Origin of the sequence: Sedimentitalea todarodis, assembly GCF_032595355.1 — a bacterium.
Lineage (GTDB): Bacteria > Pseudomonadota > Alphaproteobacteria > Rhodobacterales > Rhodobacteraceae > Sedimentitalea > Sedimentitalea todarodis.
Map to the genome: position 1 here is coordinate 1 of NZ_JASMWN010000009.1, position 12,345 is coordinate 12,345.

The window sequence follows — 12,345 nt, forward strand, 5'->3', positions numbered from 1 at the left end:
AGACAGCGAACGCGATGATTTCACGTGGGTAGCGAAAGCCCTTCAGGGGCGGCAAATCGATTGGAATGTTCATGAGGCAGACATACCTCTACCAAACCCAGTCAACAACTTGGCAATACCGCACGCTTATGTACCAAGCGCCTTGCAATGACCGCTTTGTCTCAGGTCTGAAGCTGTTAAGTTCCAGCCTGCCCAATATTCCTCAAGCAATTTAATCCGCATAGGGTGAGCGAGTGGCGCCTCTTTTTCATCACAGAAGCATGCACAGCATCTTTTGCGCTCCGGCTATTCCTTCAGGACCCAGAAAACGAGGAGTGGAAGATCATTTGACCGCATCGCGTGCGGGATATTATGCGGATTGTAGAAGGTTTCGCCCTTCGCCACATGAACCCATTCGTTCCGACCTTGACGAAAGTCGCCCGTGTTCATGACAAGATAGGTTTCTTGGGGTGGGTGCCTGTGATTGGGATACTGCACGTTTGGCCCGAGAAGCGACACTCCCAGCCAAACGTCCTCTCGCGGTTCGAGGCCACCGGGACCGACAATCATCGCGTTTGCATGGTTTTCGGCAAAACCTTCGCTTGCACCGCTGCAATCCCCTTGACGGCGCCGCCACCGGAGCGTCGGTTCGATGCTAAAGAATGTCGTCATCACCTGTCGAAGATCAGGTTCGTCGGAGACGGACGGGTTCGCAATATCCGTGAGATACTTGCAGACCGGAAGTCGACCGCTGTCGGACTGTGATTGTGGTGCGGGAGACTCAAGGGTGGCAAAGACTTGTTCAACCAAGCTGACAGAGTTCGGATCTCGCGCACGGGCAGAATAGGCAATTCTTGCCGCATCTAGAAACTCTTGTAGGGCTCGGTTTCGCATTTTTACATCAGGGTTTCAAAATGATTGAAGTTGTCTGACGGCCAATGCCGCCAGACGACGAAACGGTAACGCCAACCATTATGTCCAGCATGGATTAGTAGGCGCTGTTCGTTTGGATGAAGATCGGTAGGCCCCCGCCGCGCGCAATCACTGTGTAGCCGTGCTTTTGGGTTTCACGCGATAGGAGGGTTACCGCTATGACCAGCGCCAACAGGGCGCTGATCATAGCAATATTGTTTGCTACCGAGATAGCACTGATCTTAGTTCTTGATGACATTGTGCTCGGGGCCGAATGGGAATCCGGTGATGTTCTCGACTGTGTTGTCCTCGCCGATCACTAGGATGTCATGCTCACGGTAGCCGCCAGCGCCAGGCTGACCTTCCGGGATCATGACCATGGGCTCCATGGACACGACCATTCCTGGCTTGAGCTCCGTTTCAATGTCTTCGCGAAGTTCTACGCCAGCCTCGCGGCCATAGTAATGGCTCAGAACGCCAAAGCTGTGGCCGTATCCGAACGAACGATACTTCAGCAGGTCCCATTCGCGATACATCTCGTTGAGCTCGATCGCGATATCCATGCAGCGCGCGCCCGGCTTGATCAACTCGAGTCCACGCTCGTGGACCTTGACGTTCTTCTCCCAGATATCGAGGCTTGCATCATCAACGTGGTCGCAGAACAGTGTGCGTTCCAGCGCCGTGTAGTAGCCAAAGATCATCGGGAAAGTGTTGAGGCTGAGGATTTCACCCGACTGCACTTTCTTGTTCGTTACCGGGTTGTGCGCGCCGTCGGTGTTAATGCCGGACTGGAACCAGGTCCAGGTGTCCATCAATTCGACGAAGGGGAAAGAGTTGGCAATCTCGCGGATCATCGCATTGGTACTGGCAATGGCGACTTCGTGTTCGGGAACACCGGCTTTGACCGCAGCGGCCACAGCAGCACCGCCAACGTCGGCGACGCGGGCGCCTTCTTTGATCAGCTTGATTTCTTCGGCCGACTTGATCGTCCGCATCCACATCGCGGGCTGACCGACGTCAACGAACTCGACGCCCGGCAGGGCATCCTGAAGCAGTTGGCGGTATTCCAGCGACACGTGGTCGAATTCGATACCGATGCGCTTGGCACCCGGTGTCAGTTGCTGGATCGCGCGGTAGAAGTTGTCACGACGCCAGTCAGTATACGTGATGTTGTTGCCGAAGCTGCGACGGAAGGGTTGGCCGCCGTCGATGCCGGCAGAGATCGTAGTGGCGTTCTTCTGGTCGATGACCATGCCGTATTTACGACCGAAATAGCAGTACAGCCATCCGCTATAATAGTTGATGCAGTGATAAGAGGTGAAGAGTGATGCATCGACATCGTTCTTGCCCATCCAGTCGCGCAATTCGTTCTGGCGACGGGCCATTTCGTTATCTGAAAAGGGCGAGAACTCCTTCTCGCCGTTGTGCCATTCCATGACGTGGAGCATGTCGTCCATTGTCGATATTCCTCTCTGCTAACAGTGACCTTGTCTGCGTAGCAGTGTGGCGATGCGACGAAAAATTAATTGCAATCATCTTACCATAAGAATTACAAATTTACCCTGGTGGGCGTGCCCATTATCCGGCGCGAGCACGCGTCGGCAAGCGGAAGGATGACACATCCTCCGTGATCTGCTCGATCAGTTTCAGCGCGGCATCGGACATCTTTATGTGCTTGTAGAACAGCCCAATGTGGATCTTTGACAACTTCGGGAAGCCATCGCTGGCGGTGAGGACCCGCATACCGGGCAGCAACGTCTTCTTTGTTAACGCGGTGACGCCCATGCCATCCAAAACTGCCTTTTGGAGAGCTGAGACGCCGAGGCTTTCAAAGGATACGCGCCAATCGCGCCCTTCGGTATTCAGCGCGTCGATCATACGCTTGCGATAGAAACAGCCGTCGGGATGCGCGATCACCTTGAGTGGCTGGTCCGGATCTATCTTGTGATCGCGGGCGCAAACCCAGACCGGACGTTCCGACCAGTAGATGGAGACGTGGGGCGCGGGCATTTCATCTGTGATGGCAATGGTCATATCCAGATCATCAACATGGAGGGCTGCAAGAAGCTCACGGCTTCGGTAACAGCGAATGTCCAACAAAACAGCAGGGTTCTCGTGCGAGAACTTGGCAATAACGCTTTGGAAATACTCAATTGAATAGTCGACCGGCAGGCCAATCCTGAGCGTTCCAAGAAAGGCTGCCTGCTGCAAATTGGCTACCGCCCGGTCATTGAGGCGCAGCATCTCCCGTGCATAGCCCAGGAGAGTCTGCCCGTCCGGCGTCAACTCTACCTGCTTGCCTTCATGCTTTAGTAATTTGGCACCGACAACCTCTTCAAGGCGCTTAATCTGCAACGATATCGCCGGCTGCGTCCGCCCGAGAATATTCCCGGTTTCCGTATAGTTGCGTAGGTCGACCACAGTCACGAAGGTCCGAAGAAGGTCAGTTTGCAGGTTGGTGAATTTGCGCATCATTAACAATCCTTATCCAAGCATTGTTACTATGAATTTCTGTGGCAAAGCAAGCTGCCCTAAGGTCTGACGATCTTCAGATGCAGGGGGTGCAATGTCACATTCTACAGTTTTCGCCGCCGAAATGGCTTGGCCCGACTACCAGAAGCGAGTCCAGAACGGCGATGTGCCCATCCTGATCCCGCTCGGATCAATGGAGCAGCACGGCCATCATATGCCGATGCATGTCGATGTGCTTTTGCCGACCGAATTCGCCCGCCGCGTGGCCGAGCAGGTCGGCGCCCTTGTCGCGCCGCCGTTCACCTACGGATACAAATCGCACCAGAAATCCGGTGGCGGAAACTTCTTTCCCGGCACGACCAGCCTTGATGGCGCGACTTTGGTGAACGCGCTCAAGGACGTGGTCAAGGAATTCGTGCGTCACGGCGTGCGCAATCTGTGCATCGTCAATGGCCACTTTGAGAATTCCTGGTTCATTACGGAAGCGATTGACCTTGCCTTGCGCGAGCTGGGTTGGGGCGACATTCATGACGTCAAGGTCGTAGTCCTGTCATATTGGGACTTTGTGGATCAGGCGTCGATCGAGAAGCTGTATCCGAACGGCTTTCTCGGATGGGACATCGAGCATGGAGGGGTTCTGGAAACGTCCCTGATGCTGCGTTTGCACCCCGATCTCGTGTCACTTCAAAGCGCGGTAGAGCACGCCCCGGCAACATTTCCGCCCTACGACGTCTACCCGGCTAAGCCGGAATGGACACCAGCAAGTGGGACGCTGTCCTCACCAAAAGAAGCTACCGCCGAAAAGGGCGATATCCTTCTGGATGTGTGCACCAAGGGTATTATTGCGGCGCTCACAAACGAGTTCGGCAAAGCCGCCGCACTGGCGAGTGCAAGCTGATCCTCCCATCAAAAGAAGAAAATGATCCCAACAAGGAGTAACCCGATGTCCACTAAATTGATCCGACCAAGTCGCCGCAGTCTGCTGAAGATGACAGGTGCCGCAGCCTTGGCTACGCCTTTCCTGTCCATCCGTGCCGCGGCGCAAACGACCGAATTGTCGATGCTTGCTTGGTATGGTCACGCAGAGCCCGATATCGTTGGTGAATTCGAAGAGGCCAACAACGTCAAGTTCGTGCCTAAATACTACACCGGCGGTGACAACATGCTGGGCCTGATTGCGCAATCCCCGCGTGGTACTTTTGATGTGATCCTGTCGGATGGCGAATATGTGCAGCAGCTTAACGCTGCTGGCTATATCGAAGAGCTGGATCCGGCTGACTACGCCTTTGACGACTTCTTCCCCGAATTCCAGAAGTTCCCTGGCCATTGGCAGGACGACAAGCTCTATTCCGTTATTACGCGATTTGGCTTTCTCGGCGTAGCCTACAATACGGATGCCTTCACCGAAGAAGAGGCCTCCAGCTACGATCTTTTTGCAGACGAGCGGTTGACTGGAAAGCTCGGCCATTTTGACTGGCACCTGCCCAACCTGGGTCAGATGAGCCTCCATGTCGGCAATTCATCGCCTTACGATATCGACGAAGCGGCTTGGGAAATAGTGCAGGAGCATACCATGGGCCTGCGCCGTCAAGCTGGCGGCTTCTTCGATTATGGCGGCACCTTCTCGTCGCTCGACAACGGGCAAATGCTGGCCTTTGCAGGGATTGGTGACTGGATCACCGGTACCCTGGAAAAGAACGGCAGTCCGGTACGCAGCGTCATTCCAAAGGAAGGTGGCTTGCAGTGGACCGAGAGCTTCTCGATCGGCAAAGGCTCACAAAATCAGGAAATGGCCAAGAAGTGGATCCAGTACATCACCTCCCCGGAAGGCCAGGCGAAATCTGCTGACATGGCAGCCTATCCGGCTATCGTGCCCTCGCAGGCAGGATGGCGCGTGCTCAATGAGACCAATCCCGCCGAGGCACAGCGCCAAAACATGGTTCTGGGACAGCGCAATGCGATGGACATGATCCGTGAAGGGCTGATCCAGTATCGTCAGCTTCCGGTTCAGCAGAGCCTCGAAGACTGGAATGATTTTTGGTCCGACTACAAAGGCGCGTAAGGCGCTTTTGAGTTGGGGCGCATGGTTCTTTGCGCCCCAACAAGACGCCCGATTGCTCAGCTATGGGATCTGATATGACCAAGCGACCAACACTTTTTTCATTGATCTTGTCGATGCCGCTGCTGCTCTGGCAGTTATTGTTTTTTCTTTTTCCGCTCCTGTTTCTGGTCGCGATCAGTTTCTGGACAGTGCGCAACTTTCAGATGACGCCCGACCTCAACTTTGGAAATTGGGAGCGTGTCCTGTCACGTGGTGTGTTTTGGGACGCCTATTTCCGGACCATGGTCCTTGCTACGACGGCAGCCGTGGTCACCAGCATTATCGCTTTTCCGGCTTCCTATGCGATTTCATTCAAGATGAGTGAGAAAGCCAAGCGGTGGATGATCTTTATTCTCATCATTCCGTTCTTCACCAGCTATCTTGTCCGGGTCTATTCGCTCCAGGTCTTCCTGTCTGATGCGGGCATCATAAACGCGGCATTCGCGTATATTGGTCTTGGGCCATTCCCGATGTTGAACAACGCATTTGGGATCATCGTGGGCATGGTGACGCTGACTTTGCCCTTGGTTGTTCTGCTGCAGACATTCAGCCTGAACTTCGTCAATCGCGACCTAATCGAGGCTGCGCATAACCTGCGCTGTGGTAGATTGCGGACGGTTTTTGCGGTGATCGTTCCATCAGCCAAAGTGGGTCTTGTGATCGCTGCGCTGTTTGCATTTATCCTCAGTTTTGGAGACTTCGTCAGCCCGCTGTATCTTGGGGGCGGCAACCCTCCGACACTGTCGATCATGATCACCGATTTCACCAAATCCGGTCAGCAATGGCCCCGCGCGGCGGTGGTTGCGATCATGATGATTATCACGCTGCTCACCGCAGCATTCGCGGCAGTCACCTATGCGTATAAAGAGCGGGGCAAATAAGATGGGTAACGAAAACCGCATAATCAACGCGCTGCTAAAACTGCACATCGTGCTTTGCCTGCTGTTCATATTTGCCCCGATCGCCGGAAGCTTTGTGTTCTCGCTCAACTCCGACCGCTTCCCGTCGCTGCCTCTGGGCGAGTTCTCGACCGAATGGTACCGCCTGATCTGGGAAGACCCGCTGGTTTGGCAGGGCTTCGGCAATACGCTGGTCGTGGGGCTGACCGTCGCTGTCATTGCAACCATCCTGGGCTTCGGCGGGGCGTATACAGATTTCCGGTACAACTTCACCGGTAAATCCGTCTACGTAGCTCTGGCACTTTTGCCACCGACCATTCCGGTCGTGATCATGGGGTTGGCCATGCTGGCCTTCCTGAGCCGTGTTAACCTGTCCGGTACGACCATTTCCGTCATCATCGCGCATGGTGTGATGTGCAGCCCGTTTGCAATGGCCATCATCCGCTTGCGCCTGTCGCAGATGGACCCTGACCTTGAGGCGGCATCGTGGAACATGGGCGGCAATCAATGGCAGACTCTTCGCTATGTGATCATCCCGTTCACCAAGCCTGCGATCTTTGCCGCGCTCTTCATCACCATGGCAGTCTCGTTCGATGAATTTGCGGTCGCGTGGTTCGTGTCAGGCCTCAACGAAACATTGCCTGTGAAGATTCTCGGCTTCCTGCAAGGTCAGGTCAGCCCGCGTATCAACGCCATCGGCTCACTCGCCTTCCTAAGCTCAATGACACTGATCATTCTGGCCCAGCTTCTGCTGCGCAGCCCGGAGGAGGAAAAATAATGAAAGCGAACGCACAAATGGAACAGCAATCAGAAGCGATCGTGAAGTTCCACAACGTCGTAAAGCGGTTCGGAAACTTCACTGCAGTCGAAAAAGCTGATTTCGAGATTGGTCGCGGAGAGTTCCTGGCCATCATGGGATCATCTGGTTGTGGCAAAACCACGACGCTGCGTATGCTTGCAGGCTTGGAAGATCCCACTGAAGGCGCAATCTATCTTGATGGCGAGAAGGTGAACGGCAAAGCCACGTGGGATCGCGATACGCCGATGGTTTGGCAATCTTTGGCCTTGTTCCCGTTTCTGACTGTTCAGGAAAACGTCGAGTTTGCGCTCAAGATGCGGGGTGTCGGCAAAGAGGAACGTCGGCAGCGCGCGGAAAAGTGGCTTGAGAAGATGCAGATCACAGAGTTTGCGAACCGCAACATCAATCAGCTGTCTGGCGGTCAAAAGCAACGTGTGGCCTTGGCCCGTGCCTTGGTGACCGAGCCGAAGATCCTGCTGCTGGATGAACCTCTCTCAGCGCTTGATGCACACCTCAAAGTGCGCATGCAGGCTGTCTTGTCAAATCTGCAAAAGGATCTGGGGATTACATTTGTTTATGTGACACACTCCATGTCAGAAGCGTTTTCCATGGCCGATCGTGTGGTCATCATGAGCCGGGGTCAGATCGAACAGATCGGAACGCCTGAAGAAATTTATCGCGAGCCTTACAATCGCTTTGTCGCGGAGTTTTTGGGCTCGGCCAACATCTTTGATGGTGTGGTTCAGGGCCCGGCCGGTGCAGATGGCTGGCAGGTCGCCTATGAGGGTGGAGAGACCATCTTGCCAAAGAGCGAGCGGCCGGATGCCAGGCAGGGTCAAAAGGTCACTTTCATCGTCAGCGCGGAGAACATGCAACTGAGCTTGCCAGACAGTGGTCAACCCGGGATAGAGGCCAGCGTTGCAGGTGAGGAATTCATTGGCGGCACGGCAATGGTCTTTCTCGAGACCGCTGGCGGCCAAGAGCTTAAAGTACAGAAAAGCCATGACGAATTGTCGGTGCTCAATCTGCATCCCGGCTCGAAAGTGGTCGTGCATTGGGAATCCGGAAGCTGTCACGTGCTGCCTGGCGAGAACAAGTGAGTTTGGTCTAACATCAGCGCGCGCGTGAGATTACGATCCGCGCAATCAATTCGAACAACGGGGCCGGTTATCATGCTTATTCGATCTGGAGTCTTCAGAGGCGTAAATCCGTACTCGTCCTTAATTTCGGCGGGCGTCATACTGCTTTTCGTCTTTCTGGTGCTGGCGTTTCCGGCCAGTTCGGCAGATTGGATTGATTCAGCCCGGACATTCGTTACCTTCTACTTCAACTGGTGGTACGTTGTCCTATCGGGTGTTTTTCTCGTCTTTTTGATCGCGATTGCCGTCAGCAAATATGGCTCTCTCCGGCTTGGTGATGCGGATGAGCGACCGAAATACAGCTACTTCACCTGGTTCGCCATGCTCTATGCTGCTGGGCAGGGGATTGGCATTATCTTCTGGTCGATCGCCGAGCCGATGTTCCATTATGCCGGGGGCACGCCGTTTGCTGAAGGCACAGGCAATCAAGCAGCGGCGGATATGGCGCTTCAGGTAACCTTCTTCCACTGGGGCCTAAACGCTTGGGCAATCTATTGCATAGTCGCACTGGCTCTTTGTCTTGTCAGCTATCGCCTGAAAAAACCGCTAGGAATTCGTTACACCCTCTACCCGCTGTTTGGGGATCGGGTCGAAGGGGCGCTCGGCGTCGTGATCGATGTGATTGCAGTATTCGCGACTATTTTCGGCATCGCTACTTCGCTTGGCTTAGGAGTTACGCAGATCAACGCGGGTCTGAACCATATCTGGGACGTCCCGATTTCGGATGCAGTCCAGCTTGTCTTAATCGCTGTCATCACCGCCGTTGCATTGTGTTCGGTTCTTTCTGGTTTGGACCGGGGCATCAAGTGGCTGTCTCAGGTCAACATGTGGCTGACCATCGTCCTATTGATCTTCTTTTTTGCCTGGGGGCCGACGCGGTATCTGATGCTTAGCTTGGGTGATGCCACGTTGTCTTACGCAAAGAGCCTGTTTTCGTTCAACGTTTATGTCGAAAGCGTGCCCGCCGAAGCGGCCCGTTGGAGCGACATGTGGCAGGGCTGGTGGACAACCTTCTACTGGGGCTGGTGGATATCCTGGGCGCCGTTTGTTGGGGTGTTTGTCGCGCGTGTATCTCGGGGCAGAACCGTGAGGGAATTCATTTTCGGTGTTGTTGGGGTGTCCTCGCTTGTGTCTTTCGTCTGGATCGTGGCCTATGGCGGCACGGCGTTGTGGACCGAACTATTTGGGCCGGGCGGCGTATCCGATGCGGTCAGCGCAAATGTGTCCATGGCGCTTTTCGCAACCTTTGAGGCCATGAATGTCGGCTTGATCGGCGTGATCGCGGGTGTGCTTGGAACGATCCTGGTGACGACCTATTTCGTCACGTCGTCGGACTCTGGCACGCTGGTCGTGGCCACGATTCTGAGTGAAGGCAATGAGCACCCGATGTATCGTCACCGCTTGATCTGGGGCACCTTTGAAGGCGTCGTGGCTTCGGTCTTACTGATCGTAGGCGGCAGCGCGGCGCTGAGCACCTTGCAAACGGCGGCGATTATTGCCGCGATGCCGTTCTCGATAATCATGGTTCTGATGTGCGTCGCCATCGTTCGCTGCCTGTCGCTTGAGCACAAAACAGAAGCATCGGCAGAGCTCGGCGAGACCAACTGAGCAACGCGTCTTAGGCGTGTGGCAAAGTGCCCGCCGGACGCGGTCATTTTCAAGCCAAAAGATCGCGCGCAGCAGTCGCGCGATCTTTTTGTCTCCAGGCATCCGGGGGAACGCCTTCGCGGGTGCGAAACACCTTGCCGAAATGCGATGCATCGCAAAATCCCGTTGCCGCGGCAATCTGTGTGATAGAGGTATCAGTGCCACTCAAAAGATGACGCGCAACTGAGAGTCGGACCGACAAGCCTACCTCTGCAGGCGAAATTTGAAGCGCCTCTCTGAAATGGCGCTCCAGCATCCGACGACTGACTTTCAAGCGTTCTGATAGCCGATCGACCGTCATCGGTGTGGCCACATTCTGGCGAATGAGGTGCAACGCTTTCCTGACAAGCTTGTCCGACGTGGCAAATTCAAGCGGTAAACCAGGCTGAGGATTTTCGGGCGTCTGCGCTTCGTCGATGATCATGATATTCAAGCTTTTGCGTGCTGCCGCCGACCCAATGTGCCGCTCCACCAGGTAGGCGGCGAGGTGCGCCGAGCTAACACCGCCGGAACAGGTCAGGCGATTGCGGTCAACCACGAATATCTGATCGGACACCGGAATGAGCCCCTCGAACTGTTCCAAAAAGTCATTGTGATGGAACCAGCTCACGCAGCAGCGATATCCTTTCATCAACCCTGCTTTGTAAAGGATGAACGCGCCGGTACAGACCCCAACAATCGGCACGTTAGCCAGCGCCGCACGTTTAAGATAGGCAATGTAGTCAGGATTGAGGTCTTGAATGGCGGGGATCAACCCGCCGACTACGACCACATAATCGAACTTTTCTGGGTCGCCAAGGCGTTCATCGGGGTGCACGGGAATGCCACAGCTGGAAACCACCGGGTTCATTGTCGCAGACACGATGCGCCATGAACACCGTATCGGGCGCGAGCGGTCTCCCTCATCTGCCGCCAATCGCAGGACATCCGCAAAATTTGCGAAAGCTGACAAGGTAAATCTCCGTGCCAGGATGAACCCAATTTTGAGAACGGGTTTGGATTCCATTTAGACCTCTTCATTAAGCGTCCCGAGACGCAGATATACTATGTTTTTGGCGTAAAAATACAATGTCGAAATGGGGTGATATGCGACCAAAAGGAGGACAGGTTCCATATAGATTCGAGGCTACCTAAAATGACACATTTTTCCGGCTTTTCGCTGTTAAAAAACGCGCTGAGCGGCCACAAGAATTGGCCCGAACAGTGGCCCGACAAACAACCCAAAGCCGAATATGATGTGATCATCGTCGGGGCAGGGGGCCATGGTCTGGGTGCGGCCTACTACTTGGCCAAGGAACATGGCATAACGAATGTCGCAGTCATCGAAAAAGGCTGGCTTGGCGGGGGCAATACTGGGCGCAACACGACAATTATACGCTCGAACTACCTATATGATGAAAGCGCAAAGCTCTACGATCACGCTCTGGATCTGTGGGACAACCTGTCGACCGAGCTAAACTATAACGTCATGTATTCCAAGCGCGGCGTGATGATGCTGGCGCATAACGTGCATGACGTGCAGTCATTCCAGCGCCACATCCACGCCAATCGTCTTAACGGCGTCGACAACCAGTGGCTGAACCCGCAGCAGGCCAAGGAATTTTGTCCGCCGCTGAACATTTCGCCTGATGCGCGTTATCCGGTGATGGGCGCTGCGTTGCAAAAGCGCGCTGGCACCGCGCGGCATGATGCTGTCGCTTGGGGTTACGCACGGGCTGCAGCCAAGCGCGGCGTCGACATCATCCAGAACTGCCCGGTCATCGCGATACGGCGCGCGCCCGACGGGTCGGTCGAGGGCGTAGATACCGCCAAGGGCTTCATTAAGGCCAAGAAGGTCGCGGTCTCCGCAGCCGGTCACACGAGTGTCGTGATGGAGAGCGCGGGTGTGCGGATGCCCCTCGAAAGCTATCCGCTTCAGGCGCTTGTTTCCGAACCGATTAAGCCTGTGTTCCCGTGCGTCGTGATGTCAAACACCGTGCATGCCTATATCAGCCAGTCCGACAAGGGCGAGCTAGTGATTGGGTCTGGCACGGACCAGTACACCAGTTATTCGCAGCGCGGCGGTTTGCCGTTGATCGAGCACACCGTGGCTGCCATTTGCGAGGTGTTCCCGATCTTCAACCGCATGCGGATGCTGCGTAAATGGGGCGGGATTGTCGATGTGACGCCAGACCGATCGGCGATTCTCGGCAAGACGCCGGTCAAAGGGCTGTATGTCAACTGCGGCTGGGGCACGGGGGGATTCAAGGCCACACCGGGCGCAGCGCATACACTGGCTTGGACGGTTGCCAAAGACGAACCGCACCCGATCAACGCGCCGTTCACGCTTGAGCGCTTCACCACCGGCCGTCTAATCGACGAAGCCGCCGCAGCCGCCGTTGCTCACTGAGGAGACAG

At 55.1% G+C, this 12,345-nt stretch carries 11 protein-coding genes and 1 pseudogene; 7 read left to right on the forward strand and 5 right to left on the reverse strand.

Going from position 1 to position 12,345, the window contains the following annotated elements; translation table 11 throughout:
* The 4 genes and pseudogenes from QO231_RS26265 to QO231_RS12240 form a co-directional block, all read right to left on the reverse strand.
* A pseudogene (locus QO231_RS26265) lies at positions 1-73 on the reverse strand (IS6 family transposase); the annotation flags it as partial.
* 212 nt (positions 74-285) lie between these two features.
* On the reverse strand, positions 286-873 hold the full coding sequence (locus QO231_RS12230) for a dimethylsulfonioproprionate lyase family protein (RefSeq protein WP_316776528.1): 588 nt from the start codon (positions 871-873) through the stop codon (positions 286-288).
* Positions 874-1,133: 260 nt separating this feature from the next.
* A complete protein-coding gene (locus QO231_RS12235; protein ID WP_007206147.1) occupies positions 1,134-2,348 on the reverse strand; it encodes a M24 family metallopeptidase in 1,215 nt (404 codons plus the stop codon).
* Positions 2,349-2,469: 121 nt separating this feature from the next.
* Complete coding sequence (locus tag QO231_RS12240) at positions 2,470-3,366, reverse strand: LysR substrate-binding domain-containing protein (protein WP_007206146.1); 897 nt, start codon at positions 3,364-3,366, stop codon at positions 2,470-2,472.
* A gap of 91 nt (positions 3,367-3,457) precedes the next feature.
* On the opposite strand from QO231_RS12240, the gene QO231_RS12245 reads away from it, so the two are divergent.
* The 6 genes from QO231_RS12245 to QO231_RS12270 all read left to right on the forward strand — a co-directional run bounded on the left by QO231_RS12245 (position 3,458) and on the right by QO231_RS12270 (position 9,909).
* Positions 3,458-4,261 carry a creatininase gene (locus tag QO231_RS12245; RefSeq protein ID WP_040482930.1) on the forward strand — a complete coding sequence of 268 codons (804 nt, stop codon included), beginning with the start codon at positions 3,458-3,460 and terminating at the stop codon, positions 4,259-4,261.
* Between the two features lie 45 nt (positions 4,262-4,306).
* A complete protein-coding gene (locus tag QO231_RS12250; protein ID WP_316776546.1) occupies positions 4,307-5,425 on the forward strand; it encodes a polyamine ABC transporter substrate-binding protein in 1,119 nt (372 codons plus the stop codon).
* 74 nt (positions 5,426-5,499) lie between these two features.
* Complete coding sequence (locus tag QO231_RS12255; RefSeq protein ID WP_040483269.1) at positions 5,500-6,345, forward strand: ABC transporter permease; 846 nt, start codon at positions 5,500-5,502, stop codon at positions 6,343-6,345.
* Between the two features lies 1 nt (position 6,346).
* Positions 6,347-7,141, forward strand: a complete 795-nt coding sequence (locus QO231_RS12260; RefSeq protein ID WP_007206142.1) for an ABC transporter permease — start codon at positions 6,347-6,349, stop codon at positions 7,139-7,141.
* Complete coding sequence (locus QO231_RS12265) at positions 7,141-8,262, forward strand: ABC transporter ATP-binding protein (protein ID WP_316776953.1); 1,122 nt, start codon at positions 7,141-7,143, stop codon at positions 8,260-8,262. Before QO231_RS12260 ends, QO231_RS12265 begins: the two co-directional genes overlap by 1 nt.
* Before the next feature lie 72 nt (positions 8,263-8,334).
* The gene (locus QO231_RS12270; RefSeq protein WP_316776557.1) at positions 8,335-9,909 is read left to right on the forward strand and encodes a BCCT family transporter; all 1,575 of its coding nucleotides are present in this window, start codon (positions 8,335-8,337) and stop codon (positions 9,907-9,909) included.
* Positions 9,910-9,958: 49 nt separating this feature from the next.
* Here QO231_RS12270 and QO231_RS12275 read toward each other — a convergent pair whose 3' ends face one another.
* A complete protein-coding gene (locus QO231_RS12275) occupies positions 9,959-10,954 on the reverse strand; it encodes a GlxA family transcriptional regulator (protein ID WP_316776560.1) in 996 nt (331 codons plus the stop codon).
* 129 nt (positions 10,955-11,083) lie between these two features.
* Between QO231_RS12275 and QO231_RS12280 the strand changes: the two genes are divergently transcribed.
* Positions 11,084-12,337, forward strand: coding sequence for a sarcosine oxidase subunit beta family protein (locus QO231_RS12280; RefSeq protein WP_007206138.1), 1,254 nt, complete (start codon positions 11,084-11,086; stop codon positions 12,335-12,337).
* Positions 12,338-12,345 lie beyond the last annotated feature (8 nt).